The 26,888-nt window shown below is 67.3% G+C and carries 22 protein-coding genes; 13 read left to right on the forward strand and 9 right to left on the reverse strand.

The annotated features are described in order from the left end of the window. Window positions 1-150 precede the first annotated feature (150 nt). The 3 genes from N5D91_RS01330 to N5D91_RS01340 all read left to right on the forward strand — a co-directional run bounded on the left by N5D91_RS01330 (window position 151) and on the right by N5D91_RS01340 (window position 4,323). Entirely contained in the window at window positions 151-537 is a 387-nt protein-coding gene (locus N5D91_RS01330; protein WP_180854129.1) for a DUF2946 family protein, read from the forward strand. A gap of 130 nt (window positions 538-667) precedes the next feature. Beyond that, window positions 668-2,806 carry a TonB-dependent receptor gene (locus tag N5D91_RS01335; protein ID WP_180854072.1) on the forward strand — a complete coding sequence of 713 codons (2,139 nt, stop codon included), beginning with the start codon at window positions 668-670 and terminating at the stop codon, window positions 2,804-2,806. An 11-nt stretch (window positions 2,807-2,817) separates the two neighbouring features. Beyond that, window positions 2,818-4,323: a PepSY domain-containing protein gene (locus N5D91_RS01340; RefSeq protein ID WP_180854073.1), complete on the forward strand. Its 1,506-nt coding sequence runs from the start codon at window positions 2,818-2,820 to the stop codon at window positions 4,321-4,323. Window positions 4,324-4,332: 9 nt separating this feature from the next. On the opposite strand, the gene N5D91_RS01345 is transcribed toward N5D91_RS01340, so the two are convergent. Together N5D91_RS01345 and N5D91_RS01350 are read right to left on the reverse strand one after the other, a co-directional pair. Further along, window positions 4,333-5,466 (reverse strand): MFS transporter, encoded by a 1,134-nt coding sequence (locus N5D91_RS01345; protein ID WP_110711350.1) that lies wholly within the window; start codon window positions 5,464-5,466, stop codon window positions 4,333-4,335. Between the two features lie 11 nt (window positions 5,467-5,477). Then, window positions 5,478-6,254: a DeoR/GlpR family DNA-binding transcription regulator gene (locus N5D91_RS01350; protein WP_279907049.1), complete on the reverse strand. Its 777-nt coding sequence runs from the start codon at window positions 6,252-6,254 to the stop codon at window positions 5,478-5,480. Between the two features lie 159 nt (window positions 6,255-6,413). Here N5D91_RS01350 and smqnr point away from each other — a divergent pair, with 159 nt between their 5' ends. Continuing rightward, window positions 6,414-7,061: a SmQnr family pentapeptide repeat protein gene (gene smqnr, locus N5D91_RS01355; protein WP_121504026.1), complete on the forward strand. Its 648-nt coding sequence runs from the start codon at window positions 6,414-6,416 to the stop codon at window positions 7,059-7,061. 3 nt (window positions 7,062-7,064) lie between these two features. On the opposite strand, the gene N5D91_RS01360 is transcribed toward smqnr, so the two are convergent. Together N5D91_RS01360 and N5D91_RS01365 are read right to left on the reverse strand one after the other, a co-directional pair. Continuing rightward, window positions 7,065-7,739 carry a class I SAM-dependent methyltransferase gene (locus N5D91_RS01360; RefSeq protein ID WP_180854075.1) on the reverse strand — a complete coding sequence of 225 codons (675 nt, stop codon included), beginning with the start codon at window positions 7,737-7,739 and terminating at the stop codon, window positions 7,065-7,067. An 87-nt stretch (window positions 7,740-7,826) separates the two neighbouring features. Then, window positions 7,827-8,534 carry a glutathione S-transferase family protein gene (locus tag N5D91_RS01365; protein ID WP_180846497.1) on the reverse strand — a complete coding sequence of 236 codons (708 nt, stop codon included), beginning with the start codon at window positions 8,532-8,534 and terminating at the stop codon, window positions 7,827-7,829. Window positions 8,535-8,649: 115 nt separating this feature from the next. Between N5D91_RS01365 and N5D91_RS01370 the strand changes: the two genes are divergently transcribed. Continuing rightward, entirely contained in the window at window positions 8,650-9,594 is a 945-nt protein-coding gene (locus N5D91_RS01370) for a LysR substrate-binding domain-containing protein (RefSeq protein ID WP_164161026.1), read from the forward strand. Here N5D91_RS01370 and N5D91_RS01375 read toward each other — a convergent pair. Beyond that, window positions 9,533-10,912, reverse strand: coding sequence for a PLP-dependent aminotransferase family protein (locus N5D91_RS01375; protein ID WP_180854076.1), 1,380 nt, complete (start codon window positions 10,910-10,912; stop codon window positions 9,533-9,535). The two genes, N5D91_RS01370 and N5D91_RS01375, sit on opposite strands and share 62 nt — an antisense overlap. A 130-nt stretch (window positions 10,913-11,042) precedes the next feature. Between N5D91_RS01375 and N5D91_RS01380 the strand changes: the two genes are divergently transcribed. The 3 genes from N5D91_RS01380 to N5D91_RS01390 all read left to right on the forward strand — a co-directional run bounded on the left by N5D91_RS01380 (window position 11,043) and on the right by N5D91_RS01390 (window position 13,863). Beyond that, window positions 11,043-11,906: a DMT family transporter gene (locus N5D91_RS01380; protein ID WP_101765038.1), complete on the forward strand. Its 864-nt coding sequence runs from the start codon at window positions 11,043-11,045 to the stop codon at window positions 11,904-11,906. Window positions 11,907-12,064: 158 nt separating this feature from the next. Then, window positions 12,065-12,946 carry an SDR family oxidoreductase gene (locus N5D91_RS01385; protein ID WP_180854077.1) on the forward strand — a complete coding sequence of 294 codons (882 nt, stop codon included), beginning with the start codon at window positions 12,065-12,067 and terminating at the stop codon, window positions 12,944-12,946. A gap of 38 nt (window positions 12,947-12,984) precedes the next feature. Next, entirely contained in the window at window positions 12,985-13,863 is an 879-nt protein-coding gene (locus N5D91_RS01390) for a LysR family transcriptional regulator (protein ID WP_110711365.1), read from the forward strand. 13 nt (window positions 13,864-13,876) lie between these two features. Here the strand turns inward: N5D91_RS01390 and N5D91_RS01395 are convergent, their stop codons facing one another. Next, window positions 13,877-14,776, reverse strand: coding sequence for a LysR substrate-binding domain-containing protein (locus tag N5D91_RS01395; RefSeq protein WP_110711367.1), 900 nt, complete (start codon window positions 14,774-14,776; stop codon window positions 13,877-13,879). A gap of 107 nt (window positions 14,777-14,883) precedes the next feature. On the opposite strand from N5D91_RS01395, the gene N5D91_RS01400 reads away from it, so the two are divergent. Beyond that, complete coding sequence (locus tag N5D91_RS01400) at window positions 14,884-16,401, forward strand: MFS transporter (protein ID WP_180854078.1); 1,518 nt, start codon at window positions 14,884-14,886, stop codon at window positions 16,399-16,401. A 97-nt stretch (window positions 16,402-16,498) separates the two neighbouring features. Here the strand turns inward: N5D91_RS01400 and N5D91_RS01405 are convergent, their stop codons facing one another. Continuing rightward, window positions 16,499-17,884: a HAMP domain-containing sensor histidine kinase gene (locus tag N5D91_RS01405; protein WP_153856485.1), complete on the reverse strand. Its 1,386-nt coding sequence runs from the start codon at window positions 17,882-17,884 to the stop codon at window positions 16,499-16,501. Beyond that, window positions 17,862-18,545 (reverse strand): response regulator transcription factor, encoded by a 684-nt coding sequence (locus N5D91_RS01410; protein WP_153856484.1) that lies wholly within the window; start codon window positions 18,543-18,545, stop codon window positions 17,862-17,864. The genes N5D91_RS01405 and N5D91_RS01410 overlap by 23 nt, the downstream gene beginning before the upstream one ends. A 152-nt stretch (window positions 18,546-18,697) precedes the next feature. On the opposite strand from N5D91_RS01410, the gene N5D91_RS01415 reads away from it, so the two are divergent. After that, on the forward strand, window positions 18,698-19,876 hold the full coding sequence (locus N5D91_RS01415) for an efflux RND transporter periplasmic adaptor subunit (RefSeq protein WP_180854079.1): 1,179 nt from the start codon (window positions 18,698-18,700) through the stop codon (window positions 19,874-19,876). A gap of 4 nt (window positions 19,877-19,880) precedes the next feature. After that, complete coding sequence (locus N5D91_RS01420) at window positions 19,881-22,982, forward strand: efflux RND transporter permease subunit (RefSeq protein WP_180854080.1); 3,102 nt, start codon at window positions 19,881-19,883, stop codon at window positions 22,980-22,982. Window positions 22,983-23,252: 270 nt separating this feature from the next. Here the strand turns inward: N5D91_RS01420 and N5D91_RS01425 are convergent, their stop codons facing one another. Then, window positions 23,253-23,657, reverse strand: a complete 405-nt coding sequence (locus N5D91_RS01425) for a GFA family protein (protein ID WP_153856481.1) — start codon at window positions 23,655-23,657, stop codon at window positions 23,253-23,255. Window positions 23,658-23,828: 171 nt separating this feature from the next. On the opposite strand from N5D91_RS01425, the gene N5D91_RS01430 reads away from it, so the two are divergent. Both N5D91_RS01430 and N5D91_RS01435 read left to right on the forward strand, forming a co-directional pair. Continuing rightward, on the forward strand, window positions 23,829-24,803 hold the full coding sequence (locus N5D91_RS01430) for a DUF4105 domain-containing protein (RefSeq protein ID WP_180854130.1): 975 nt from the start codon (window positions 23,829-23,831) through the stop codon (window positions 24,801-24,803). Then, the gene (locus tag N5D91_RS01435) at window positions 24,803-26,824 is read left to right on the forward strand and encodes an alpha/beta hydrolase (protein WP_180854081.1); all 2,022 of its coding nucleotides are present in this window, start codon (window positions 24,803-24,805) and stop codon (window positions 26,822-26,824) included. Before N5D91_RS01430 ends, N5D91_RS01435 begins: the two co-directional genes overlap by 1 nt. Window positions 26,825-26,888 lie beyond the last annotated feature (64 nt).

Here is a 26,888-nt window from a genome sequence, read left to right on the forward strand (position 1 = left end):
GCAACCGCGTGCATCAGACGCTGCGTCATAACGTCGCACCACCTTTCCGGAAATCCTGAACGGGGTCCAAGGTTGGTCAGGGCCCCGTAGAATGGCGGCGTGCGCCGTTCTGTCCTCCACCGCCGGTTCCAGGCCCTGGCATGGCTCGCCATGCTGCTGGTGCTGCTCGCCCCGCTGGTGAGCCGCTGGCTGGTGCATGGGCACGTGGCTGCTGCAGTGCCCGTGGCGGCGATGGACCATGCCACCCACACCCAGCACGCGATGGAAGGCCATCACGACCACCACGCGATGGCGATGCCGCATGGCGAGGCCGCAAAGACGCCGCCCGCTGATCCACATGCCGATCATGAAATGGGCGTGGACTGCGACTACTGCCTGATCGCTGCACGGCTGATCACGCTGTTGGTGGCGGCAGTGCTGCTGTTGGTACCGACGGCACCGGTGTGCCGCGCGCTGCGCGGTGCGGTGCGGGCGCTGCCGCATCGGATCAGCGGCACATTGGGAGCGCGTGGGCCGCCGGCCTTCATGGCTGCCTGAGCCGCACGCGCGTTGCATTGAACGTTTTTCCATGAGGTTGCCGGCCACGGCCGGTGCCCGCACGCGCGTGTTTGTCCCTTTCTGATTGCTGCCCTGCCATTGCGGGGTGGCCTTGCATGCCGTGAAAAAAATGAAAACGAACCCCAGCTCCGCGCGCCTGCGCAGGGCGGCGCTGCCTGTCCTGTGCGCGTTGCTCCTGCACACCGCCCCCGTACTTGCCGCCGATGCGGCCCCACCGACCACGCTGGATACCGTGCGGGTAATCGATACCCGCAGTGGTGAGCTGTCGTCCACCGCCAACGCCGGTTCCGCGCTGGGCCTGAGCGTGCTGCAGACACCGGCCAGCCTGACCGTCATTTCGCGCGAACAACTGGAGCAGCGCGGCGACAGCAACCTCAACGATGCGATTAGCCGGGCGGGTGCGATCAGTGCCATGCCACACCCGGGCAATGGGCTGAGTGCGCTGTCCAGCCGCGGCTTCACCGATGGCGCTTCGGTGATGCGGCTGTACGACGGGCTGCGGCAGTACGGTGGTGTGGGCATCACCTTCCCGTTCGATACCTGGTCGATCGAGCGCATCGAAGTACTGCGTGGACCGGCCTCGGTGATCCATGGCGATGGTGCGATCGGCGGCGTGATCAACATCGTGCCAAAGAAGCCCTCGCGTGGCGCCATCGAGAACGAGATCAGCGTGACCGTGGGCAGCGAGGACACTGCGCGCCTGGGCTTCGGCAGCGGCGGCGCGCTGACGCCCGAGCTGGCCTACCGGCTGGATATGAGCGGCAACTACAGCGGTGGCTGGGTCGATCGCGGGCGTAACAGTGACGCGACATTCTCCGGTGCATTGCTGTGGCAGCCGCGCGCGGACCTGCAGCTGACCCTCACCCATGCGCAGGGCTACCAGCAACCGATGCGTTACTTCGGCACGCCGCTGGTCGAGGGCCGCCAGCTGGAGGCGCTGCGCCAACGGAACTACAACGTGGAAGACAGCCAGATCCGCTATCGCGACCGCTGGACCCAGCTCGATGCGCTGTGGACGCCGAACGCAAACGTCGAATGGCGCACGCGTCTCTACCAGATCGACAGCCAGCGCGATTGGCGCAATGCAGAGGCCTATGTCTACAACCCCGCCACCGGCCTGATCGATCGCTCCGGCAACACCGAGATCACCCACAACCAGGACCAGACCGGACTGACCTCGACGCTGCGCGTGCAGGGGACCGCAGGTGGCCTGCAGAACAGCTTCGCGGTGGGCCTGGATGCCAACCGCGCGCACTTCAAGCACACCAACAACACCTATGCCGGCAGCTCGGGTCCGGTGGATCCGTTCGACCCGGTGCCGGGCCAGTTCGCCAGCGACGCGCCGAACCTGCCGCGCTACCGTAATCGCGCCGAGCAGTACGCCCTGTTCGTGGAAGACCGCTTGGCGCTGAGCGAGCGCTGGTCGGTGCTGGGTGGGCTGCGCCACGACCGCGCGCGCATCGACCGTACCGATCTGATCAGCGGCCAGAACGCGTTCTCGAAGACCTACCGCAGCACCGGCTGGCGTGCAGGCACGGTGTTCGCGTTGCAGCCGACGCTGAGCCTGTATGCGCAGTACTCGCAGGCAGCAGACCCGGTCAGTGGCCTGCTGATGATCAGCCCGGCCAACGGCGCCTTCGACCTGGCCAAGGGCCGGCAGATCGAGGTGGGCCTGAAGCAGGCGTTCGATGGTGGCGAGTGGACGCTGGCGGCGTACCGCATCCGCAAGACCGGATTGCTCAGCCGCGATCCCGTGCAGCCGGACCGCCGCGTGCAGGTGGGCGCGCAGACCTCACGCGGTATCGAGGCGTCGTTAAACTGGAACGTCGCGCCGCACTGGACGCTGGATGCCAACGCCACGGTGCTGAAGGCCGAGTTCGAGGACTTCCTGGAGACCACCGGTTCGCCGCCGATGCTGGTGTCGCGCGATGGCAACGTGCCGCCGAACGTGGCCGAACGCCTGGCCAATGTGTGGTTGAGCTGGCAGTTCGCACCGGACTGGAGCGCGGCGGGTGGCGTGCGTTATTTCGGCAAGCGCTACGCCGACAACGGCAACACGTTGGAGCTGCCCGGCTACAGCACCACCGACCTCGCGCTGACCTGGCAGGCGGCACCGCGTACGCGACTGTCTGCACGCCTGTTCAACGTATTCGACAAGGCGTACTACGCCACCGCGTACTACACCAGCACGCAGTGGCTGCTGGGCGCGGACCGTCGCGTCGAGTTCACCGTCGACCATCGCTTCTGAGGATGCGCACCATGTCGCTGCGATCCACTGCCAAGCGTTGGACCTATCTGGTGCATCGCTGGCTGGGCATCGGGGGATGCCTGTTGATGCTGCTGTGGTTTGTCAGCGGCATGGTGATGCTGTTCATCGGCTACCCGAAGCTGACGCCGGGTGAGCGTCTGGCGGCGTTGCCGGTGCTGGGTGATGCGAACGGCTGGCGGGGGCTGGCGGTGCTGCCGGCCGCTGTGCAGGCCGAGCCGGAGGCCGTGGCACTGACCACGCTGCGTGGCGAGCCTGCGTATGTTGTGCGCAATGGCCGCAACGTGGGTGCCTGGTCGGCGTATACCGGCCAGGCCCTGCTGCCGGTGTCGGCACAGCGTGCCGAAGCATCCGCCGCACAGTTCGCGGGCGGCCCAGCCTTTGTCGGCGCGACGCGCGTGGACGAGGACCGCTGGACGCATTCGCGTGCGCTGGACGCGCATCGGCCGCTGTACCGGGTGGAGGTGGGGGGCGCGAAGCCCGGTGACCTGTATGTGTCTTCGCACACTGGCGAAGTGGTGCTGGACGCGCCGCATGTGCAGCAGCGCTGGAACTATGTGGGCGCTTGGCTGCATTGGCTGTACTTCCTGCGCATGCAGTCGGTGGACCCGGTGTGGACGTGGGTCGTGATCGTGTTGTCCGCGCTGTGCACGGTGGCGGCAGTCAGCGGCATTGTGGTCGGTGTGTGGCGCTGGCGTTTCCGTGGGCGTTACCGTTCCGGTGCGAAGACGCCGTACATGGAACCATGGATGCGCTGGCACCATCTGATCGGGCTGGTGGCTGCGGCTTTCGTGTTCACCTGGATCTTCAGCGGGCTGATGTCGATGAATCCGTTGGGGGTTTTCAGCAGCACGCGTGAAGCGATCGACAGCGGACGCTATCGTGGCGGTACGGTGGCGCTGGATGGAGCACTGGGCGAGCCGGCGACACTTCTGGCCGCCGCCGATGCCGAGCGCTTCCTGCCGGTGGAAATCCAGTGGCGACGGATCGGTGGCGAGCTGTTCGCGGTGCTGCTGGATGGGAAAGGCGATACCCGCATCGTGTCCGGCAACGATGGGCATCTGCAGGTTGCGCGGTTGCTGCCGGCCGCGTGGCTGCAGCAGAAGGTGCGGGCGCTGTCCGATGCGCCGATGCAGGGTTTCGTGGTGCAGCGTGCAGCGGACGCCTACTTCTATCCGCGTGCACCGGAAGCCATGAACGGGGCGGCGGTACGGCGCTTCCCGGTGGCGGTGGCGGATTTTGGCGATGCCGAGGCCACGCGCGTCTACCTCGACCTGGCCACCGGCGATCCGTTGCTGACAATGGGGCACCGTGAGCGCGTGGGGCGCTGGCTGTTCTACTTCCTGCACAGCTGGGACCTGCCGGCGATGCTGCGCCAGGAAGGTGCCCGGCTGGCTGTGTTGCTGCTGCTGAGCGCTGCTGGCACCGCGCTGTGTGCCACGGCGACGGTGATCGGCTATCGGCGAATGCAGATGAAGCTGAGACGCCGGCGGCGCTGAGGCCCTGGACTACACCCGCAGCCAACGCGTGGACACCGCCACCAGCAACAGGGCCGTGGCCACGCCGATGAACGCAGCGATCAGGCCGAAGTGGTTGGCAGCAAAGCCGATCAAGGCCGGCCCGGCAAGGATGCCGGCAAAACCCAGCGTGGACACCGCGGTGATCGCCAGCGCACCCGGCATGCGGGTCTGGTGGCCAGCCAGTGAGAACAGTGCCGGTGCGATGTTGGCGCAGCCGAGGCCGACCAGCACATAGCCCACCAACGACGCCTGCCACGGCGTGACCAGGGTCAGCACCAGCACGCCCGCGGCGGCGAGCAGCGCGCCGAACACGATTGCGCGCTGTCGTCCCACGCGCGCCACCAGTGCGTCGCCGAACAGGCGCGCCACGGTCATGGTCAGGGTGAAGGTCACATAGCCGATGCCGGCAAGGCTGGTATCGACGCGGCGCACATCGCTGAGGAAGACCGCACTCCAGTCCAGCATCGCGCCTTCACCGAGGAAGGCGACGAAGGCGAGTACGCCGATGAACAGCACGATGCCGTGCGGCAGGGCCAGCATCGGTGCGCCGTGCGGCATGCGTTCGCTGTGCCAGTACGCCGCCGACAGCAGCATCACCAGCAGCATGGCGCCGACGCCGATCAGCACCGATGCCAGTGGCGGCAGCTGTGCGGAGAGCAGCACGGTCATGATTGCCGCACCAAGGAAACCGCCGATGCTGAAGAAGGCATGGAAGCCGGACATCATCACCCGCCGTGCTTCGCGCTCGACGATGACCGCCTGCACGTTCATCGTGCAGTCCATCGCGCCCACGGCCGCACCGAACGCGAACAGCACCAGGCCCAGCGTCCACGCCGAACCGGCCAGCGCCAGGCCGGGCACGCTCAGGCAGATCAGCAGGCTGCTGGCCACCATCACCCGGCGGCAACCGAGGCGTGCCGCCAGCACGCCGGACAACGGCATCGCCAGCAGCGAGCCGGCACCGAGGCAGAGCAGCACCAGCCCCAGCGTGGCGTCATTGATCCCGGTGCGCGCTTTGGCGAATGGCACCAGGGTGGCCCACAACGCAGTGGCGAAGCCGGGAATGAAGAACGCAGCGCGGGTCGCGTGCTGTTCGGCACGCGCGCGGTTGGCAAGGGACATGAGCGGTACGGTCAGGGAGGCGTGGGGTGCACCGAGATACCGGCGGCGCGGAAGCGAGCCGCCAGTGCGGGCGGTGCGGTGGTGGTCAGCACCAGGTCGTCGATCTCGTCCAAGCTGGCGATCTGCCAGTTGCCGCGGGCACCGAGTTTTTCGGTGGTCGCGGCGACGATGACGCGGCTGCTGCAGGCCACCATTGCGCGCTTCAGCGTGGCTTCTTCCGCATCCATCGCCCACACGCCGGTGTCGCCGTCCACTGCACATGGGCCGGGCAGGTATACGTCGGCGCGCAGGCGCTGCACCTGCGCCAACGCTTCAGCGCCGACCGCGCCGCCACCGCTGGCCAGGCGGCCGCCGATCAGCTGCACTGAAGTGCCTTCGAGCATGCTGGCTGCGGTGGCGATCTGCGGGGCATTGGTGATCACCGTCAGCCCGAGAGCGGCCGGCAGCTGCTGGGCGATCGCCAGGTTGGTTGATCCAGCATCAAGCAGCACCACCTGCCCGGGTTGCAGCAGCGCGCAGACGCGGGCGGCCAGTTCTGCCTTGTCGCCGCGGTCGCGGGTCAGGCGCTCGCGCAGCGGGCGCTCCTTGGGCGGCGGCAGCACGGCGCCGCCGTAGACACGCTGGCACAGGCCTTGCGCGGCCAGTTCGCGCAGGTCACGGCGGATCGAATCTTCGGAGACGGCATAGCGGCGCGCCAGTTCGGCGGCGACCACGCGGCCCTGCTGGCGCAGTTCGTCGAGGATCTGCTGGGGGCGCTGGGCGGGGAGGGGGCTGGGATCGGAGCTCATGACGCAAGTCTGCACATTCGTGCATTAACGTGCAACAACATGCATTTGGCGGGCGTGGCCACAGACCGGCTGGACTGCCGGTGAACCCGACCGCGCTCGCGTCTATGGATCGCCCTCGCGGCCCGGCATCATGGCGGGGCACCTGGCATGGAATCCACGATGTCCCCCACCGTTCACCGCAAGCTGCGCATCGGCGCGGACCAGTACACCGGCCAGAAAGTGGTCGACCAGCAGTTCCACGAATGCGATTTCTCCGGCGCGGACCTGACCGCCACCGAGTTCATCAACTGCAGCTTCTACGACGCTGAAAACCGCGCCGGTTGCCGCTTCAACGGCGCCACATTGAAGGAAGCCAGCTTCCGAAGTTGCGACATCAGCATGTGCCACTTCAGTTTCATCAAGGCGCTGGGCCTGGAGATCAGCGAGTGCCGTGCGCAGGGCGCGGACTTCAGCAACGCCAGCTTCATGAACCAGATCACCACGCGCAGCTGGTTCTGCAGTGCCTTCATCAAGAAGTCGAACCTGCGCTACGCGAACTTCTCGCGGGTCACGCTGGAGAAGTGCGAGTTGTGGGAGAACCGCTGGGATGGCGCGAATGTGAGCGGTGCCAGTTTCGCCGGCTCGGATCTGTCCGGTGGCCAGTTCGAGGGGATCGACTGGAACAGCGCCAACTTCACCGACTGCAACCTGACCAACTCCGAGCTGGGCGAGCTGGACCTGCGCAGCACCAACCTGCGTGGTGCCACGCTGGACGTGCAGCAGGTGGCGCTGTTGATGCAGCGCATCGGCATCACGGTGGTGCCGTAGGCATCAACCGGCGTACGCCACCCAGCCCTTGAAGCTGAAGCCAGCATAGAACAGCTCCACACCATCGAAGCCGGCCTCCTGCAGCAGTGCGACCTCCTGCTCGGGTGCCAGCAGCGGCAACCGCTCGGCAATGGCGTTGATCGCGCGCTGCGCATCGGCGTGAGCAACCCCCGAGGCTTCGGCGAACGCCGCGTAGCGCTGCAACCAGCGCAGCTTGCCGGCCGGGTCCTGTGGCACGCTGTGGTGCGCCACCACCAGCGGCGCGCCGGGTTGCAGGCGCCGGTGCAGTCCGCGCAGCGTGTGCAGGCGCTGCCCGGCATCGAGGAAGTGCAGGGTCAGCAGGCAGCTGGCGCCGTCGAAGCGCGCATCGGGTGCATCGTCGATATAGCCTTCCAGCAACTGCACGCGCGACATCAACGGACCCAGTGTCTGCTCGGCCAGGGCCAGCATCGGCGCAGCCGGGTCCACGCCCAGCAACTGCCAGCCCGGCTGCGCCTCGGCGAAGGCCTTCAGCTCCAGCCCACCACCGGCACCCAGCACCAGCACGCGGCCCTGCGCGGGAACACGTTCGGCCAGCAGCAGCTGGCTCATCTGCTGCAGGGCGAGGAAACCCGGCACCTGGCGCAGCGGCGCTTCGGCATAGCGGGCCACGGCCTGCGGATCGGAGAACGTGGACATGCGCGGATTCCTGCGGCGGGCGACATACCACTGTAGCGCGGCGCGCAAGAGGCATTGCGCGCCGCTGCCTCACGGGCAGGACAGGGCTCAGTCCGCTGCGGCCTCAAGCACGTCTTCCAGCCGCACTTCGCCGAGGAATCCACCGCTGCTGGTTGCCGGCTGCTGCGCTTCGATGGCGTGGGCGAACTGCACGCCGGCGTCGTCCTGCAGGCGCTCGAACAACTGCTGCACCCTTGGGAACCCGCGACGATCGACCACCTGGTGATAGTCGTTCCAGCGCGCGATGCCTGCGAAGTAGGCATCGGCAAAGCTGCGCTGTTCGCCCAGCAGCCACGGGCCCGTGCCGATCATCTGCTCCAGCGCCTGATGGGCGTGGCGCACCTTGGTCGTGCCATAGGCACGCAGCGCCTCGCCCTCATCGCCTTCATCGCCTTCCGCATGCTCCAGTGCGTGCCAGAGCGGCGCGTAGGCACCGAAGAAACTGGTGTTGAGATAGGCCAGCCGATGGTTGAGGCGATCGAAGCCGGAGGTGCCCTGTGCGAAGCCCAGCCCCTGTGCGATGCCCTTCGCGGCCAGGTGGTTGAGGATGGCCAGGCTCTCGCTGAGCAGCTCGCCCTGTGTGGTTCGCAGGGTCGGGGTTTCGCCCAGTGGATTGAGGCGGCGGTAGTCTTCGCCCTGCACCTGGCCGGGCATGTCGATGCGGCACAGGTGATACGGCTGGCGCAGCCACTCCAGCGCAACGATGGAGCCGAACGAGCAGCCCGAGGGCACGCCGTAGAAGAGGGTCGGGGTCATGGCAGGTTTCCGGTTCGAGCCGCGACGCGGCGGGTGAGGAAAGCGTGCTCGCGTGGACATTGCCCCGGAAGCCGTCAGAATGGCATCCTGAAGTCCACATATGTGGACGTTGCGCATGCTCAACCTCAACGATCTGGCCCTGTTCGTGACTGCGGTGGAGCAGGGCGGTTTCGCCGCAGGCGGGCGCCATCTGGGCCTGCCGCGCTCGACCCTGAGCAAGCGCGTGGCGTTGCTGGAAGAACAGCTCCAGGTGCGGCTGCTGCAACGCAGTTCGCGCCGCTTCACATTGACCGAGGTCGGTCAGGAGTTCTTCGAGCGCGCACGCGCAGCGTTGTCCGAGGTCGAGGCCGCCGAGGCCATCGTCCGCGACCGCCAGGCCGAACCCAGCGGCACCGTACGCATCAGCGCTTCGATTCCGGTGGTGCAGGGCGAGCTCGCCGCGTGCCTGCCTGCACTGGCCCGCCGCTATCCACGGCTGCGCATCGAAGTTGAAGTAAGTGATCGCTTCATCGATCTGGCTCAGGAGGGCATCGACATCGCCCTGCGCAGCCACTTCGGTCCGCTGCCGGATTCCGGGTTGGTGCAGCGCTCGCTGGGTAGCGAGCGCATCGTGCTGGTGGCGTCCCCTGGCTATCTGGCAGCCGCGCCGGCAGTGGATACGCCCGAGCAGCTACGTGCGCATGCCGGCCTGCTGACCGCGCGCCATGCAACGCGCTGGACGCTGCACGGCCCCGACGCCCGCACCGTGCAGGTGGAGCCGCAGGTGGCGCTGGTCGGCAATGAATCGCAGCTGCTGATCGCGGCGGCCGAAGCGGGTCTTGGCATCACCGTGTTGCCACACAGCCTGTGTGCCGCAGCCCTTGCCGCCGGCCGCCTGCAGCAGGTGCTGCCGGCGTGGCATGCCGGCGAAGTGACCACCAGCGTGCTGCTGCCGCATCGTCGCGGCCAGTTGCCTGGCGTGCGCGTGGTGGTGGATGCGCTGGTCGCGCATTACCAGCTCAACGCAGCGCGCGCGCCAGTACCTGCCAGATCCTCGGGTCCTGGCACTGCGAAACGTTGAAACGTACATAGTCGGCCGCGCGCTGCGATTGGCTGAACGCATTGCCTGGCGCCAGCACGATGCCCTCGCGCAGGCATTGCCGTGCCAGTGCAGCGGCATCGCGGCCATCGGGTAGCTGGCACCACAGGAACAGCCCGGCTTCCGGCTGCAGCCACGGCGTGATGCCCAGCGCCTGCAGCTTGCGCAGCGTGTGCCGGCGCGCATCGGCCAGGCGCGAACGTACCGACTGCATGTGGCGGCGGTAGCCACTGTCGGTCAGCGCGATGTGCATCAACTGCATCGCCAGATGGCCGCCGCCGAAACTGGTGGCCAGCTTCAGATCGGTCAGCGCCTCGATCCACTCAGGGCGAGCGGCCACGTAGCCACAGCGCGAAGCCGCCGACAGCGTCTTGGAGAAACTGCCGACGTGGATCGCCCGCGACAGCCCATCAAGCGCGGCCAGCCGCGGCGCTGGCTGCAGTTCGAAGTCGGCGAAGATGTCGTCCTCGACGATGATCAGTTCGCTGCGTTCGGCCAGGCCCAGCAGGCGGTGTGCGGTGCTCGCGGAAAGCACCGCGCCGGTCGGGTTGTGCAGGCCGGAGTTGGTGATGTACAGCCGTGGCGAATGCGCTTGCAGGGCCTGGGCGAAGGCGTCCAGGTCGGGACCGGTGTGTGTGTACGGCACGCCCACTGCCTGCACCTGGTGTGCCTTCAGCAACGCGTGGTAGTTGAAGTAACTGGGGTCGTCCACCAGCACGCAGTCGCCGGGTTTGAGCAGGAAGCGGCAGATCAGGTCGACCGCGTGCGTCCCGGATTCGGTCAGCAGGATCTGCTCCATCGGCGCATCGATGCCCAGCGCGGCAGCGCGTCGCTGCAGCAGCTGGCGTAGCGGCGGCAGGCCCAGCGGGCCGGCATAGTCGACCAGATGCGCGGCGTCGACGCGTGCCAGCCGACGCAGGCCCCGGCGCATGCCGTCCTGGTACAGCCAGTCGCTGGGCATCCAGCCGCAGCCCGGCTTGAGATGGCCGGCCGGTGTTTCCAGCGATTGCCGCGACACCCACAGCGGGTCCACGGCGCGATCCAGCCGGGGTTCCATTTCAGCCAGCGCGAGCGGTGCGACCGGCCCGCTGACGTAGAAGCCCGAGCCCGCGCGCGCGCTGATCACACCCTCGGCGGCCAGGCGCTCGTAGGCCTCGACCACGGTGGAGACCGATACCCCCATTGCCGCCGCCTGCGCCCGTACCGAAGGCAGGCGCGAGCCGGGGCCATCGACCCGCGCGTTGATGCGGGTGCGTACCGCCTGGATGACGGATTCGATGCGGGTCAGGGGGCGTGGCATGGCGGACTGTAGTGGAAGTGTGGGCAGTACAGTTACTTGTGACTGTACTGGATTGTAGCTGGGGTGAGGGGGGCACAGGTGCTCTCATGGAAATCCCGCCGGGACCGCCCGGCATTGCAGGAGTACAGGCGTGGAACGGTCGGCGAGTGGTTGGATCAATGGCTTCATCGGTGTGGTGATTTTCGCGGGCTCGTTGCCGGCCACCCGCCTGGCGGTGCTTGAACTGGATGCCGGGTTCGTCACCGCCGCACGCGCCACCATCGCCGCTGTGCTCGGCCTGGGGCTGCTGTTGCTGCTGCGCCAGCCGTGGCCGCGCCGCAGTGACCTGCCAGGCCTGGTGGTGGTCAGCCTCGGCGTGGTGGTCGGCTTTCCACTGCTGACCGCGCTCGCCCTGCGCCACGCCTCATCCGCACACACCATCGTGTTTGTCGGCCTGCTGCCACTGAGCACCGCGATATTCGGCGTGCTGCGCGGCGGCGAGCGGCCGCGTCCTGCCTTCTGGCTGTTCTCGTTGCTGGGCAGTGCCTGCGTGGTCGGCTATGCGGTGCGCAACGGCATCGAGGCCTCGCTGCAGGCCGACCTGCTGATGCTGGCGGCGATCGTGGCGTGCGGGCTGGGCTATGCCGAGGGCGGTCGGCTCGCCCGTCATCTTGGCGGTTGGCAGGTGATCAGCTGGGCGCTGCTGCTGGCGTTGCCGGTGATGCTGCCGCTGACAGTGCTGATGCGCCCGGCCTCGTTCGCCGCCGTCGGTGCGTCGGCGTGGTGGGCACTGGGCTACGTGGCAGTGTTCAGCATGCTGGTCGGCTTCCTGTTCTGGTACCGCGGCCTGGCGCAGGGCGGCATCGCCGCCGTCGGCCAGCTGCAGTTGCTGCAACCGTTCTTTGGCCTGGCCCTGGCTGCGCTGCTGCTGCACGAATCGGTCAGCCTCAGCATGGTGCTGGTGACCGTGGTCGCGGTGATCTGCGTCGCCGGCGCACGCCGCTTCAGCCGCTGAACGAAAAAGGGGACGGAGGGGATTAAGTCGTAACTGGCCACACTGCGCCTGAAACGACTTAATCCCCTCCGTCCCCTTTTCGGCGATAGCGTGGGCGTATCGTGGTGGGCGGCGAACGGTATTGGCCGCCGTCGCGGCGCGTGGCGGAAGCTGTGCGCATGAAGCCGATCTCGCGTATTTCCTTCGAAGGCCAGGTGGGCCTGGTGACCGGTGCTGCCGGTGGTCTGGGCCTGGCCTACAGCCGCTTGCTGGCCGAGCGTGGTGCGCACGTGATGATGCATGACATCGGTGCTGGCACCGACGGCCGTGGTGCCGATCCGCTGCGCATTGTGCGCAGCGTCGAGGCGCTGCAGATGCAGGGCCTGTCAGTGCAGGCCGCGAGCAGCCCGATTGACCATCGCGCAGGTTGCCATGCGCTGGTACAGGAGCTGCTGCACCAGCATGGCCGCATCGACTTCCTGATCCATAACGCTGGCTGGGTCGGGTACCAGGCGCTGGAAGCGATCGAGGACGATGCGCTGGAGCAGATGCTGTGCCTGGCCGCGAAGACGCCCTTGTGGTTGGCACAGGCGGCGTGGCCGGCGATGCGCGCGGCGGGCGGAGGGCGCATCGTCATCACCACGTCCGATCGCGCGCTGTATCCGCAGTACGCACAGCGCGGGCTGTCTGCGTACGCGATGGCCAAACTGGCTGCGCTCGGTCTGGTCAATGTGCTGGCACTGGAAGGTGCCGAGCATGGCATCGTGGTCAATGCGGTTTCGCCGGTGGCGAAGACGCGGATGTGGGGCATCGAGGGTGAGCCCGATGAACTTCATCCGGACGCGGTCGCACAGGGCGTGGCCTTCCTGGCGTCCACGCGCTGCCAGGACGGCGGCTGGGTGCTGCGCGCAAGCAACGGCCAGTTCCACGCGCTGCGCCTGCAGGAGGCCGAGCATGTGGCGTACCCAAGGGATCTGCGCGCGGTCAGTGCCGACAGCATCGAGTCGGTGGCCCTGCAATGGCCGGCCATCGCCCGCGCGAGCGTGGACGTGCGCGGCTGAGGGCGTACCCTAGGCAGGTTTCCACTGCCTGCTTCGAGATGATCGACCTGCGCCTGCTTCGCCAGTATGTGGCCGTGGCCGAAGAACTGCATTTCCACCGCGCCGCAGCCCGCCTGCACATGTCGCAGCCACCGCTGACGGCGGCAATCCGACGGCTGGAAGATGAACTGGGCAGTGAACTGATCGTGCGCGGCAACCGCACCCTGGGCCTGACCGTGGCCGGGCAGACCTTGCTGGTGGAGGCGCGGGCAACGCTGCAGCAGGCCGAGCAGGCATTGCAGCGCACGCGCGAAGCCGCCGCCGGGCAGTCCGGCAGCCTGCGCGTAGGCTATGTGGGCAGTGCCCTGTATGGTCGCCTGCCGGGCTTGATCCGCCGTTTCCGCCAGATCTACCCGCACGTTCAGCTGCATCTGCAGGAAGCCACATCACGCCAACAGCAGCTGTGGCTGCGTGAGCAGCGCATCGACGTCGGCGTGCTGATCCCACCGATTCCCGCCGCTGAGCTGGTGCTGCACGACTTCGATTACGACCGCCTGGCGATTGCGCTGCCGCGTGCGCATGCGCTGGCCGATGCGGCGGAGGTCAGTGTGGCGATGCTGGTTGACGAGTCGTTCGTGTCGTGGCCGGCGGGTGAGGGCATCGGCTTCCACGCGCAGGTGCTGGGCCTGTGCACTGCGGCGGGATTCACCCCGCGCGTCGTGCAGGAAGCGCAGGGCATGCATGCGGTGCTGTCGCTGGTGGCGGTGGATGCCGGCGTGGCGATCGTGCCAGCCAGCATGGCCAGCTTCCGTTCGCAGGAAATCGCTTATCGCCTGCTGGCCGATGAAGCAACGCGCTTCGCGCTGCAGTTCTGCACGCGCCCGGAAGCTCCGGCGCCGGTGCTGAGCAATTTCCTGGACGTTGCCAGCGCAAGCTGATCCCATGTATTCGCTACGCCTTGCTGCCCTGGAACAGATGCGCAACGGCGTAGTCGATGAACACCCGCAGGCGTGCACTGGGATGGCGCCCACCGGGCCATAGCAACGAGAACTGCCCCTGGTGCGTGGGCAGCGCGGGCAGTACCCGTTGCAGGCGGCCATCGGCCAGCGCATCGGCCGCGAGGAAGTCCGGCATCCAGGCCAGGCCCATGCAACCGATCGCAGCGGCCAGCACGGCTTCCATGTTGTTGCAGGTCATTGCCGTGGGAAGCCGCGCGCCGGCATCGCCTTCGATGCCCGGCAGCTGCCACGGATGCAGCTTTCCGGTGGTGGGGTAACGGAAGCGCAGCGCGGTATGCAGGCGCAGCTCGCTCACATCACCGGGCGTGCCGTGCGCCTGCAGATAGCCCGGCGCCGCACAGAGGATGAAACGGAAGCCGCCCAGCCGCCGTGCGGTGAGGCTGGAATCGGCCAGTTCACCGCTGCGTATCACTGCATCCAGGCCTTCGCTGACTACATCAACGATGCGGTCGTTGAAGTCCAGTTCCAGCTGCACCTGCGGGTAGCGCTGCTGGAACCCGGGCAGTACCGGCAAGAGGAAGCGGTAGCCGATGGTGGGCAGGCCGATACGCAGCAGTCCACTGGGTGCGTGCTGGCGCTGTGCCAGGTCCGCCTGTGCTTCGGAAAGCTCGTCCAGCGCACGCCGGCAGCGCTGCAGCAGCAGTTCGCCTTCGTCGGTGAGGTGCACGCGGCGGGTGGTGCGCTGGAACAGGCGGGTGCCGAGTTCCTGTTCAAGGCGGGCGATGCGCTTGCCGACCGCCGACGCGGAGAGGCCGAGCACGCGGGCGGCACCGACGATGCTGCCCGCCTCCGCGGTGCGGACAAAGGCGAGCAGGGCAGAGATGGAGTCCATGCGGGGCATGATTGCGGAACATCTGGCCGTAATCAACGTCCATCGAGCCTGTTTTTCAGGAATAGCGTCCTGTCCATCATCAATGCCCCTGATGGATGGAGGCCCGCATGGCCCCGGTTTCGATGCTTCCCGTACCTTCCCACACGCAGCAGCGCTGGACGCTGCTTGCCGTCTGCCTGGCCGCGCTGGCGTTGCCGTTGTCCTTCTCGGCCGGTGCGGTGGCGGTGCCGGCGCTGGCCCGTTCCGCGGCGTCGTCGCCGACCGCGCTGGCGTGGGTGACCAACGCGTTCATGCTCACCTTCGGCAGCCTGCTGCTTGCTGCCGGTGGCCTGGCCGACCGCTATGGCCGACGACGGTTGTTCCTGCTGGGCACGGCAGGCTTCACCGTCGCCACGATCGTCGTCTGCCTCGCGCCCACGCTGCTGTGGCTGGATCTGGCGCGCGGGCTGCAGGGCGTTGCCGCTGCAGCGGCGTTGGCATCCGGCACCGCCGCGCTGGCGCATGCCTGGCAGGGGCCGGTGCGTGCCCGTGTGTTCGCCCTGCTGGGCACCACGTTCGGTGCAGGGTTGGCACTGGGGCCGCTGCTCGCGGGCCTGCTGCTGCAGGCTCTGGGATGGCGCAGTGTGTTCGCCGCGGGCGGTGTACTGACGCTGGCGGCGTTCGCCGTGGGCGCGCGCGCGTTGTCCGAAAGCCATGGCGAACGCGGGCGGCTGGATGTTGGCGGCATGCTGGGCTTCAGCCTGATGCTGGCGGCGTTGACCCTGGCCCTGTTGTGGCTGGGTGAATTCGGCCTGCATGCCATGCGCGTGCAACTGGCGCTGCTGGCGACGCTGTTGCTGGGCGGGGTATTCATCTGCATCGAACGGCTGCACCGCTCACCGTTGCTGGACCTCTCGCTGTTCTCGCAACCGGCGTTCCTCGGTGTCCAGCTGCTGCCGGTCGCAACCTGCTTCGGCTACGTGGTGCTGCTGGTGGTACTGCCGCTGCAGTTGCTGGGCGTGCATGCACAGAGCACGACATTGGTCGGGCTGCAGATGCTGGCCTTGTCTGCGCCGATGCTGGTGCTGCCGATGCTGGCCGCGCGCTGGGCGGAGCGCGTCGGAAGTGCGCGGCTGTGCACGCTGGGCCTGCTGGTCTGTGCGTCTGGCCTGTACCTGTTGTCGCGCCATGCATCGCATCCGTCGCCCTCGCAGTGGGTGCCGTTGCTGATGCTGGTCGGTGCAGGAACGGCCTTGCCGTGGGGCCTGATGGATGGGCTGTCGGTCAGCGTGGTGCCGGTACAGCGTGCGGGCATGGCCGCCGGCATCTTCGGAACCGTGCGGGTGGCCGGTGAGGGCATCGCATTGGCCGCAGTCACTGCCTTGCTTGCGCTGCTGATCGGCCACCAGCTGCAGGGAGCATCGCCCGCATCGTTGGCGCGCGCCGGTGCCTATCTGGCCACGGGGGCGCAGGAACAGGCGCAGGCACTGCTTCCGGCGATGAGCAGCGCACAACTGCAGCAGGCCAGTGCCGAGGCGCTGGCGATACTGCTGCGTGTCCTGGCGCTGCTGACCGCCGCATGCGCTGTGCTGTTGCACCTGCTGCTGCGGCGGCCCAGGTTGGCTGTGATCAGAACCGAGGGCTGAAGGCGTCGGTCACCCCGCGCGGGCAGCAGGGGGTGTGTCGGTTGCCAGCTGGTTTTCCTTTCCTGCGGGGGCTGCGCATTGGCTCGAAGGCCGTTGCTCAGGGCAGGCCGTCCGTCGCGCCGCGGATGCTCATCCAGGCGCCGCCGCCGGGGGCGCTGCCGGCGCGGACACGGAAGCCGTGCAGGCCGGCAATGGCGGCTACGATCGACAGGCCCAGGCCGAATCCAGGTCCCTGGCCGGCGCTGCTGCTGCCGCGGAAGAAGCGCTGGTAGATCAGCGAGCGGTCCTGCGGTGGGATGCCCGGCCCGTTGTCGATCACATCGATCCTGGGAACGCCTTGATCGTCCACTGCGCGCAGCAGGATGTGGCCCTGCGCCGGCGTGAACTGCAGGGCATTGGACAGCAGGTTGGCCAGCGCTTCGAACAGCAGCTCGCGGTCGCCACGCAGCGGGCCCACCTTCGGATCCACCTGCAGCTCCAGCAACTGCTGCTTTTCTTCGGCCAGGGGCAGGTAGAACTGGTGAAGTTCCTGCAGCAGCTCGGAGACGTCCACCGCGTCGAAGGCCGAACGCCGCTGGTGGCTCTCCAGTTCCGACACCCGCAGCAGCGCGGCGAAGCGCGCCATCAGCATGTCAGTCTCGGCCAGCGCCTTGTCCAGTGGATCGGCGTGCGGGTCCCGTTCGTCCAGGCCCACGCGCATGCGGTACAGGTGGGCACGCAGGCGGGTCAGCGGGGTGCGCAGATCGTGGGCGATACTGTCGCACACGCCTTTGACCTCGGTCATCAACTGTTCGATGCGTTCCAGCATGGCATTGACGATGCTCGACAGCCGATCGATCTCGTCGCGGCGGCTGGAGACCGGCAGGCGCTGGCCGAGGTCGCCGGCAACGATGCGGTTGGTGGCCGCTTCGATCTGCTGGATACGTTTCAACGGGCGCCGACGCAGCAGATGCCAGCCCACCAGGCCGGGAATGACGGTCAGCGACACGCCCCACAGCAGTGCATCGAGGATGATGCTGTTGACCGCCATGAGCTTGCCATTCTGGCGTACGAACACCAGCGTGCGGCCATCGCGGGTCACCACGCCGAGCGCACTGCCACCGTTGTCGTGCGGCCCATCGGCCAGCGTCCAACCCTCGACCGGATGCGAGCTGCCATCCAGCGGCAGTCCCTCGGGGATCGCTGTCAGCGGGCCCGCCATCGGCATGCCGGCCTTGTCGAACAACCCATAGGTATAGACCTGGTGCAGATCGAAGCGCTGGCTGTCGCGCAACGCTTCATCCAGTGCCGGGCCGTCGAAGCTCATGAACAGGTGCGCGCGCTGCTGCAGGCCCGATTCGGTCAGGTCACTCAGGTAATCCGAGATGCGCCAGTACATCACGCCCAGCAGCAGGCTCGACCACGCCACGAACAGGATGCAGTACAGGCCCAGCAGTCTGCTGCTGGAGGAGCGCCAGTGGTCAGGATTGCGCGTCGAAGACATAGCCGGTTCCACGGACGGTCATGATCGGCTGGGGCCGGCCGGGTTGTTCGATGCGTTTGCGCACGCGACCGATATGCACGTCGATCAGGTTGGTGCCCGGATCGAAGTGGTAGCCCCAGACTTCCTGGAACAGCATGCTGCGGGTGACCACCTGGCCGGCATTGCGGACCAGGAATTCGAGCAGCTTGAACTCTGTGGGCAGCAGTGCAATCTCGTGGCCACCGCGTCGCGCCGAACGGGTCATCAGGTCCAGTTCCAGGTCGCCGGCACGCAGTACGTTGTCGATGGCCGGGGCCTGGCCCTGGCGCCGGATCAGCACTTCCACGCGTGCGGCCATCTCGTCCGAAGCGAAGGGCTTGGTCAGGTAGTCATCGCCGCCGGCGCGCAGGCCGCGCACGCGCTCATCCACGTCAGACAGTGCGCTGATCATCAGCACCGGCGTGGTGATGCCTTCACGGCGCAACGTGGTGACCAGGGCCAGCCCGTCGATGCCGGGCAGCATGCGGTCCAGGGTGATCACCGCGTAGTCGCCTGCACGTGCCAGCGCCAGGCCGTTGCTGCCGTCGCTGGCCAGGTCCACGTCGAAGCCGTGGCTGCGCAGTTCGGTGGCGATCTCCTCGGCGGTGACAAGATCGTCCTCGATGGTGAGTACGCGCGGCATGGGCCAGTGTGCAGAGTGGGACAGGGGCATCCTCGCAATCGTGGGCAGCGACTGCAAATGAAAAATGTTTCATGCGCCATTTAGCAGGATCGTGCCGCCGCGTCTTCTATATTCGGCGCCGAACGCTCCCCCACGCGTGGAACCTGCAGCCGATGATCCTTCCGAATCCCTCCCGTCCGTACCGTGCCTGGCGGTTGCCGCGAACCGCGGCCCTGCCGCTGCTGGCGCTTGCCCTGGCCGGGCTGCTCAGCGCCTGCGGCAAGGACGCGCCCAAGCCCGGCGCGACGACGCCTGAGGTGACGGTACTGACCCTGCGCAGCCAGCCGCTGGCACTGCAGCAGGAACTGCCTGGGCGCAGCGTCGCCTCGCAGGAATCGGACGTGCGCCCGCAGGTGGATGGCGTGCTGGTGAAGCGGTTGTTCGAGCAGGGCCAGTGGGTGAAGGCCGGGCAGCCGTTGTTCCAGATCGAGCCCGCGCTGTACCAGGCCGCGCTGAACGAGGCGCAGGCCAACCTGAAGACGGCCGAGGCCGCTGCGGTGACCGCGCGCCTGCGGGCGCAGCGCATGCAGGCGCTGGGCAAGGACCAGCTGGCCGCGCGCCAGGATGTGGACGATGCGATCGCGAGCGACCAGCAGGCTGCCGCCGCGGCGCAGGCCGCACAGGCCGCACGTGACACGGCCAGCACGCGGCTGGGGTTTGCCACGGTGACCTCGCCGATTGCCGGGCGCATCGGCCGCGCGCTGTTCACGCCGGGGGCGCTGGTCACCTCCGGCCAGGCCGAACCGCTGGCACGGGTGCAGCAGATGGACCCAATGAACGTGGACATCACCCAGTCCAGCAATGAGTACCTGGCACTGCGCCGCGCCATCGCCGACGGTGGCGTGCAGGTCGATACAGCACTAGTGCGGCTGCGGCTGTCCGATGGCACCGACTACCCGCTGCCCGGCACGCTGGAATTTGCCGACGTGGACGTGCAGCAGGAAACCGGCAGCATCACCCTGCGTGCGCGTTTCCCCAACCCGGATGGGCAGCTGCTGCCGGGCATGTATGTGCGCGCATTGGTGGGGCAGGGTACCCGCCAGCAGGCACTGCTGGTGCCACAGGCCGCGGTCGATCGCAGCCCCAAGGGCGAGGCACAGGCGTGGCTGGTGGACAAGGACGGCAAGGCGCGGCTGCGCCTGTTCCGCACCGCGCGTGCGGTGGGCGACCAGTGGCTGGTGCTCGATGGCCTGGCCGCCGGTGAACAGGTGGTGGTGGCCGGCGCGCAGGGCCTGGCCGATGGCATGACGGTACGGGTGAAGCCTGCGCCGGCACCGGCCGGGAAGGACTGAGCAGATGCTGCCGCGCTTCTTCATCCATCGCCCGGTATTCGCCTGGGTCCTGGCGATCTGCATCATGGCCTTCGGCACCATCGCGGTGACCCAGCTGCCGGTGGAGCAGTACCCGGACATCGCACCGCCACAGGTCAACATCACCGCGAACTACACCGGTGCCTCGGCACAGACGGTGGAAGACAGCGTCACCCAGGTGATCGAACAGCAGATCAAAGGCATCGATCACCTGTTGTATTTCTCCTCCACCAGTTCGTCATCGGGGCAGGCGCGCATCACGGTCACCTTCGACCAGAGCGCCAACCCGGATATCGCCCAGGTGCAGGTGCAGAACAGCGTCAACCAGGCCATCAACCGGCTGCCGCAGGAAGTGCAGCAGCAGGGCGTGACGGTGGCCAAGTCGCAGGGCGATTCGCTGATGGTGGTCTCGCTGTACGACACCAGCCGGCGCATGGAACGTGTGGATGTTTCCGATTTCCTGGTCAGCAACGTGCAGGACCCGATCAGCCGTATTCCCGGCGTTGGCGAGATCAACGTGTTCGGCTCGGCTTACGCAATGCGCGTGTGGCTGGACCCGCACAAGCTGCGCGCCTATGACCTGATGCCGTCGGACGTGCGCGCTGCGATCCAGGCGCAGAACACCCAGGTGACGGCGGGTGAGCTGGGCGCGATGCCGTCCAGCCCGACGCAGAGCCTCAACGCCACGGTCACCGCGCAGTCGCGCCTGCAGACCCCCGAGCAGTTCCGCGCGATCATCCTGCGTACCCTGCCCAATGGCGCGGCGGTGTTGCTGGGCGACGTCGCGCGGGTCGAGATTGGCGCGGAGAACTACCAGACCAGCAGCTATCTCAACGGTTATCCGGCGGCCGGCTTCTCAGTTACCCTGGCCTCCGGCGCCAACGCATTGGCCACCGCCGACGCGGTCCGCGCGGAGATCGAACGGCTGCGACCGACTTTCCCGCCGGGGTTGCAGGTGGCCTATCCGCGTGACAGCACGCCGTTCGTGCGGGTCTCGATCGAGGGGGTCATCCATACCCTCATCGAAGCCATCGTTCTGGTCGTGGTGGTGATGTTCCTGTTCCTGCAGAACCTGCGCGCCACGCTGATTCCGGCGATCACGGTGCCTGTGGTGCTGCTGGGCACCTTCGGCGTGCTGGCCGTTGCCGGATTCACCATCAACACACTGACCCTGTTCGCGATGGTGCTGGCGATCGGCCTGCTGGTCGACGATGCGATCGTGGTGGTGGAAAACGTCGAGCGCATCATCCACGACGAGCATCTGCCGCCGCGCGAAGCGACCGAAAAATCGATGGGCGAGATCACCGGCGCGTTGATCGGCATCACCGTGGTGCTCGGTGCGGTGTTCCTGCCGATGGCGCTGTTCGGCGGTTCCACCGGCATCATCTACCGGCAGTTCTCGATCACGATTGCATCTGCCATGGCATTGTCGGCGCTGGTGGCGCTGACGCTGACCCCGGCGCTGTGCGCGACCCTGCTCAAGCCGTCTTCGGCGCAGAAGCCACAGGGTCGTTTCTTCCGGGCGTTCAACCGGGGCGTCGAGCGCAGCCAGCTGGCCTACCAGGGAAAGCTCGGTGGCGTCGTTACCCGGCCGCGGCGCTGGATGGCGTTCTACCTGCTGCTGGTGGTCGCCATGGTCGCGCTGTACGCACGCATGCCGACCGGTTTCCTGCCGGTGGAAGACCAGGGCCAGGTCACCTTCCAGTTCTCCACGCCGGAAGGCACGCCGATGGCACGTACCGAAGCGCTGGGCGAGCAGATCAGCCGCTACTTCATGGAGCACGAAAAGCAGAACCTGGACGTGGTGTTCGTGGTGGTCGGCCGCAACAATGCCGGCACCGGCCAGAACGCCGGGCAGGGCTTCCTCGCACTGAAACCCTGGGATGAGCGCACGGGCGACAACACCGCTGCGGCGATCATCACGCGAGCCAATGCCTACTTCCGCAGCTTGCCGGATGCCAAGGTCAATGTACTGGCACCGCCGGCGGTGCGTGGACTGGGCCAGTCCAGTGGCTTCGAACTGTGGCTGCAGGACACCAGCGCGGCCGGGCGCGTGGCCCTGCAGTCAGCGCAGGAACAGGTGGTGCGTGCGGCCGGCGAAGACGATGGGCTCACCTCGGTGCGCCTGAACGGTCTGGGCGACAAGGCCGAGCTGCGGCTGGACATCGACCATGCCCAGGCCAGCGCGCTGGGCCTGGCACAGGCCGACATCAATTCCACGCTGTCGGCGGCCTGGGGCGGCAGTTACATCAACGATTTCCTCGATCGTGGCCGGGTCAAGCGGGTCTACATGCAGGGCGACCAGCCCTACCGCAGCGTGCCCGACGACATCGGCCAGTGGTATGTGCGCGGTGGCAACGGCCAGATGGCGTCGTTCGCCAGTTTCGCCAGCAGCCACTGGGCACGCGGGCCGCAGCTGCAGCAGCGTTTCAATGGCCTGCCGGCAATGCAGATCCAGGGCAGCGCCGCTGAAGGGCGCAGCTCGGGCGAAGCGATGCAGCGCATGCAGGCGCTGGTTGCCGATCAACCCGGGTTCGACCTGCAGTGGAGTGGCCTGTCCTACCAGGAACAACTGGCCAGCAACCAGACGTTGTGGCTGTACACCGCCTCCATTGCTTTCATCTTCCTGTGCCTGGCGGCGCTCTATGAGAGCTGGACGGTGCCGGTGGCGGTGGTGCTGGTGATCCCGCTGGGCGTGATTGGTACGGTGCTGGCGACCACCGCGGCCGGGTTCGTCAACGACATCTACTTCCAGGTCGGTCTGCTGACGACCATCGGCCTGTCGGCCAAGAACGCGATCCTGATCGTGGAGTTTGCCGAGGCCCGCTATCGTGCCGGCAGTTCAGCGGTGGAAGCGGCCCTGCAGGGCGCACGCCTGCGCCTGCGCCCGATCGTGATGACGTCGTTGGCCTTCGTGGCTGGTGTGATCCCGTTGGCGTTGGCGACCGGTGCAGGCGCGGTCAGCCGCCGTGAAATCGGCATGAGCGTGATCGGCGGCATGGTCTCCGGTACGGTGCTGGCGGTGGTGCTGGTGCCGTTGTTCTTCGTGCTGGTGCGCCGCCTGGGCCGGTCACGGCCGCAGGACTGAGGGGGGACGCGGCTGTCATCTGGCTGCCGCAGCACCCTCACCCGTTCTTTGCCCAGGTGTCGCTAGCGTAGGTCGTCCCCGTCCCCCACGGAGACCTGCCATGTGGCTGCTCGATCATCTCTGGCCCGGCCGCAGACCCGTACCTCCCCCGGTCGCGGTCGAGCCGCAGGCGTCGCCCCGCCGGCCCTGGCTGAAACGCCCGGTGCGGGCCGGTCGCAGCGGCATGGCCCCCTGGCAGAAGGTTGCCGCACCGCCACGACGCACGCGCCACTAACCGGTGCGGTCGGCGGGGTGATTGACCCCGTCATTGACCGGGATCACGCCCAGCGCGAACGGGTCGATGCCTTCCAGGCAGGCCACGTTGTAACCGTACTGCTCCGGGTTGGAGCGGCGCCGGTGATGGGTGTAGATGCCGCATACGCCACAGAAGTAGTGCTCGGCCACATGGGTGTTGAACTGGTACAGCTGCAGGTGGTTCTGCCCGCGCACCACCTGCAGTCCCGCGCGGGTGACGCTGGCGGCAATGGCCCCCCGACGTCGGCACATCGAGCAGTCGCAGCGGCGGGGTTCGACAATACCGTCCGGCAGGTCCAGCAGCAGTTCGACCGTGCCGCAATGGCAGGTGGCGCGGTGCCGGGGTTGGACCGGAACGCCGGCCACGGAAGTGATGCCCATCGTTGCTCCTGTGAAGTGAACCTGGCCGCAGAGGCCGCCGCCGACGGTGCGCCGGCCTGCCTGAACGGTCCGTAGATGCCACGGTGAACCCGCTTGTGGCTAACTATGCGGCTTCAAGACCGCGACAGGATGCCAGTGAACGCCGCAGGACGATGGATGACAGGAAGTGCCATGGCGCTGCTGGCGCTGTGGGTGACCGGGCTGCTGACCTATCAGTTGCCGGGGCCGGGCTGGCTGGCCACCGGCGTCGCCGGGCTGTGGCTGCTGGTGGCGCTGTGGGCGTCGTGGCGGGTCGCGCGGGGCCGTGCCTCGCGCCGACTGGGCCTGGCCTTCGGGGCATCGCTGGCACTGGCCGGCCTGTGGTGGCTGCTGCTGACCCCACGCCAGGACCGGCTGTGGGCCGATGACGTGGCCCAGCGTTTGCACGTGGTGTCCTTCGATGGCCGCCACGTCGTGCTGGACAACGTGCGCGACTTCCGCTGGCGCACCGAAACCGACTACGACGCACACTGGGTGCGCCGCGAGTACGACCTGGACCAGCTGCGCTCGGCCGACCTGGTGCTGTCGTACTGGATGGGCCCGGCGATCGCCCACACCCTGATCTCGTTTGGTTTCGAGGACGGTCGCCACGTGGTGTTCTCGCTGGAGATCCGCAAGGAGCGCGGTGAGTCGTTCTCGGCGCTGGGCGGCTTCTTCCGCAAGTTCGAGATGACCTTGGTGGCTTCGGAGGAGACCGACATCATCCGCACCCGCACCAACGCGCGCGGCGAAGATGTCTACCTGTACCGCCTGCACGGCATGGATCGCGCGCAGCTGAAGGAACTGTTCGCTGCGTACATCGAACAGGCGCGTGAACTGGATGCCAAGCCGGGCTTCTACAACACGCTGACCAGCAACTGCACGACCATCGTCTTCGACCTGGCCCGCCACATCGCACCGCGCCTGCCGCTGGACTATCGGCTGCTGCTGTCCGGCTATCTGGCCGAGTACGCGCAGGAGGTCGGTGCGCTGACGCCGGGCGTGCCGTACACCGAGCTGCACGACAAGGGCCGCATCACCCAGCGCGCATTGGACCTGGGTGATGGCGAGCATTTCTCCACCGTGATCCGCCAGGGCGTGCCCGGCACCGAGCAGGACCCGCAGTAATGACCCAACTCTTTCTGACCCGCTGGCAGCGCCTGCTGCCGGTGTTGTTCGCCGCCTTCCTGCTGCTGGGCAGCAGCGGCTGCGCGATGGTCACCGTCAAGCAGGTCAAATCCAGTGATTCGCTGGTCAACAAGCGCGCCGATGTGCTCAACACCGGCAAGCTCAGCCCGGCCGCGCGTGAAACGCTCAGCGCAGCGGGCCTGGACGAATCGCAGTGCGAGAAGGACTTCCTGGTCTGCCGCAGCACGTTGCTGATGACCGACGACCTCAATGTCGAGCAGCGGCTGTCGGCGCTGTCCGAACTGTGGGTGAAGGCTGCATTGGCGATGACGCCGAAGAAGACCGCTGCCGGTGATCCGCCGATGAGCGATGCGGCGCTGGATGCGTGGCTGGAGGCCGCGCGCTATGCGTACGCGTACCTGTTCTACAGCGGCCGCTCGCCGTCCGACCGTGCGTTCGAGGACCGGCAGACGCAGGTGCGTGACTACTACAACTACGCGGCCGAGAAGGCGGCGGTGGTGCTGTTCGTGCGCGCACGTGCCGCTGCGCTGGCCGGCGAGGACTACACGAAGCCGCTCACGGTCGGTAGCTGGTCGCTGGCCTCCAACTACCAGCAGCTGGGTCTGAAGAGCATTCCGGCGCAGCTGGTGCCAGCGGGAACGGTCAGCTTCGTCGGCCTGCGCAGCACCTATCGCCGCGATGGCTTCGGTGCCGAGCTGGTGATGGTGATGGACCCGCCGAAACTGGTCGCGCCAGTGATCGCGCCCGACGGCCCGAAGGCTGAAACCGCGCAGGACGACGAGGACGACGAGCGTCGTGGCCGCCGCCACCGCCATGACGATTCGGTGCCCGAGTTCAGTGAGATGTCCTCGATCAACGTCACTGCGCTTCTGCGGTTCGAAGGCAGCAGCCTGGAAGACGTGATGCGCACGCGCCGGGTCGAGCTGGATGCCTATTCGCCGGAAGCGACCGAGCGCATCACTCTGCACGGTGAGCAGGTACCGCTGGCCGGCAACTTCACTGCCGCCTACGGCCTGTGGCTGGCGCAGAGTGGCTTCGCCCGGCAGTCGCTGCGTACCCTGTTCGGCATGAGCGAGGGCATCGGCGAGCCGCACATCTACCTGATGCAGCCGTGGGACCCGAACCGCCGCATCATCTTCATGCTGCACGGCCTGGCCAGCAGCCCGGAAGCGTGGGTGAACCTGGCCAACGAGATCATGGGTGACCCCGAGCTGCGCCAGCAGTTCCAGGTGTGGCAGGTCTATTACCCGACCAATGCGCCGATCGCGCTGAACCGCTACGAGATCGCCAATGCATTCAACGACACGCTGAAGCATTTCGATCCCAACGGCAGCACGCGTGCGTCGAAGGACATGGTCTACATCGGTCACAGCATGGGCGGCGTGCTGGCGCGCCTGCTGGTGAGCGATTCCGGCGATGTACTGTGGAACGACCTGCTGGCCAACTACGACCTGAAGGGGGAACGGCTGAAGCGGGTGCAGAACAAGCTGGGTCCGCTGCTGCATTTCAAGGCACAGCCGAACGTGGAGCGTGCGATCTTCATCGCCGCGCCGCACCAGGGCACCGACATTGCCGGCAACAAGGTCGGTCGCCTGATCGGTCGCCTGGTGCGTCTGCCGCTGACCATCCTCGGCAAGTTCGAGGACGTGTTCATGGCACTCGCACAGGCCGAGCAGCAGGAGGACGGCACCGCCAAGCCGAAGATTCCCAACAGCATCGACAACCTCAAGGCCAGCGATCCGTTCGTGAAGGCCGCTGCGCAGCTGCCGATCGAAGCGGGCCTGAAGTACCACTCGATCATCGCCCAGCGCAAACCGGAACTGCCGGTGGAAAAGTCCGATGACGGGCTGGTGCCGTACTGGAGTGCGCACCTGCCGGGTGCGTTGTCGGAGAAGGTGATCATTTCCGGTCACAGCGTGCAGGAGACCCCGCAGGCCGTGCTGGAAGTGCGGCGCATCCTGCACCGGGATATCGATGACATGGGGACGGGTACCCGGTAGTGCCGGCCGCTGGCCGGCATTATCTGGACATTCCAGCGTTCGTGAGGTTGCCGGCCAGCGGCCG

Source organism: Stenotrophomonas sp. GD03794, from assembly GCF_029842145.1.
GTDB lineage: Bacteria > Pseudomonadota > Gammaproteobacteria > Xanthomonadales > Xanthomonadaceae > Stenotrophomonas > Stenotrophomonas riyadhensis.

Bases quoted from the DNA above. Each gene is read 5' to 3' on its own strand.
- N5D91_RS01350 (WP_279907049.1), bottom strand. From the start codon at position 6,254: ATGAGCTCCGATCCCAGCCCCCTCCCCGCCCAGCGCCCCCAGCAGATC.
- N5D91_RS01365 (WP_180846497.1), bottom strand. From the start codon at position 8,534: ATGACCCCGACCCTCTTCTACGGCGTGCCCTCGGGCTGCTCGTTCGGC.
- N5D91_RS01395 (WP_110711367.1), bottom strand. From the start codon at position 14,776: ATGGACTCCATCTCTGCCCTGCTCGCCTTTGTCCGCACCGCGGAGGCG.
- N5D91_RS01415 (WP_180854079.1), top strand. From the start codon at position 18,698: ATGATCCTTCCGAATCCCTCCCGTCCGTACCGTGCCTGGCGGTTGCCG.
- N5D91_RS01345 (WP_110711350.1), bottom strand. From the start codon at position 5,466: ATGTCCCTTGCCAACCGCGCGCGTGCCGAACAGCACGCGACCCGCGCT.
- N5D91_RS01370 (WP_164161026.1), top strand. From the start codon at position 8,650: ATGCTCAACCTCAACGATCTGGCCCTGTTCGTGACTGCGGTGGAGCAG.
- N5D91_RS01410 (WP_153856484.1), bottom strand. From the start codon at position 18,545: ATGCCGCGCGTACTCACCATCGAGGACGATCTTGTCACCGCCGAGGAG.
- N5D91_RS01405 (WP_153856485.1), bottom strand. From the start codon at position 17,884: ATGTCTTCGACGCGCAATCCTGACCACTGGCGCTCCTCCAGCAGCAGA.
- N5D91_RS01435 (WP_180854081.1), top strand. From the start codon at position 24,803: ATGACCCAACTCTTTCTGACCCGCTGGCAGCGCCTGCTGCCGGTGTTG.
- N5D91_RS01430 (WP_180854130.1), top strand. From the start codon at position 23,829: ATGGCGCTGCTGGCGCTGTGGGTGACCGGGCTGCTGACCTATCAGTTG.
- N5D91_RS01335 (WP_180854072.1), top strand. From the start codon at position 668: ATGAAAACGAACCCCAGCTCCGCGCGCCTGCGCAGGGCGGCGCTGCCT.
- N5D91_RS01330 (WP_180854129.1), top strand. From the start codon at position 151: ATGCTGCTGGTGCTGCTCGCCCCGCTGGTGAGCCGCTGGCTGGTGCAT.
- smqnr (WP_121504026.1), top strand. From the start codon at position 6,414: ATGTCCCCCACCGTTCACCGCAAGCTGCGCATCGGCGCGGACCAGTAC.
- N5D91_RS01420 (WP_180854080.1), top strand. From the start codon at position 19,881: ATGCTGCCGCGCTTCTTCATCCATCGCCCGGTATTCGCCTGGGTCCTG.
- N5D91_RS01400 (WP_180854078.1), top strand. From the start codon at position 14,884: ATGGCCCCGGTTTCGATGCTTCCCGTACCTTCCCACACGCAGCAGCGC.
- N5D91_RS01340 (WP_180854073.1), top strand. From the start codon at position 2,818: ATGTCGCTGCGATCCACTGCCAAGCGTTGGACCTATCTGGTGCATCGC.
- N5D91_RS01375 (WP_180854076.1), bottom strand. From the start codon at position 10,912: ATGCCACGCCCCCTGACCCGCATCGAATCCGTCATCCAGGCGGTACGC.
- N5D91_RS01385 (WP_180854077.1), top strand. From the start codon at position 12,065: ATGAAGCCGATCTCGCGTATTTCCTTCGAAGGCCAGGTGGGCCTGGTG.
- N5D91_RS01390 (WP_110711365.1), top strand. From the start codon at position 12,985: ATGATCGACCTGCGCCTGCTTCGCCAGTATGTGGCCGTGGCCGAAGAA.
- N5D91_RS01360 (WP_180854075.1), bottom strand. From the start codon at position 7,739: ATGTCCACGTTCTCCGATCCGCAGGCCGTGGCCCGCTATGCCGAAGCG.
- N5D91_RS01425 (WP_153856481.1), bottom strand. From the start codon at position 23,657: ATGGGCATCACTTCCGTGGCCGGCGTTCCGGTCCAACCCCGGCACCGC.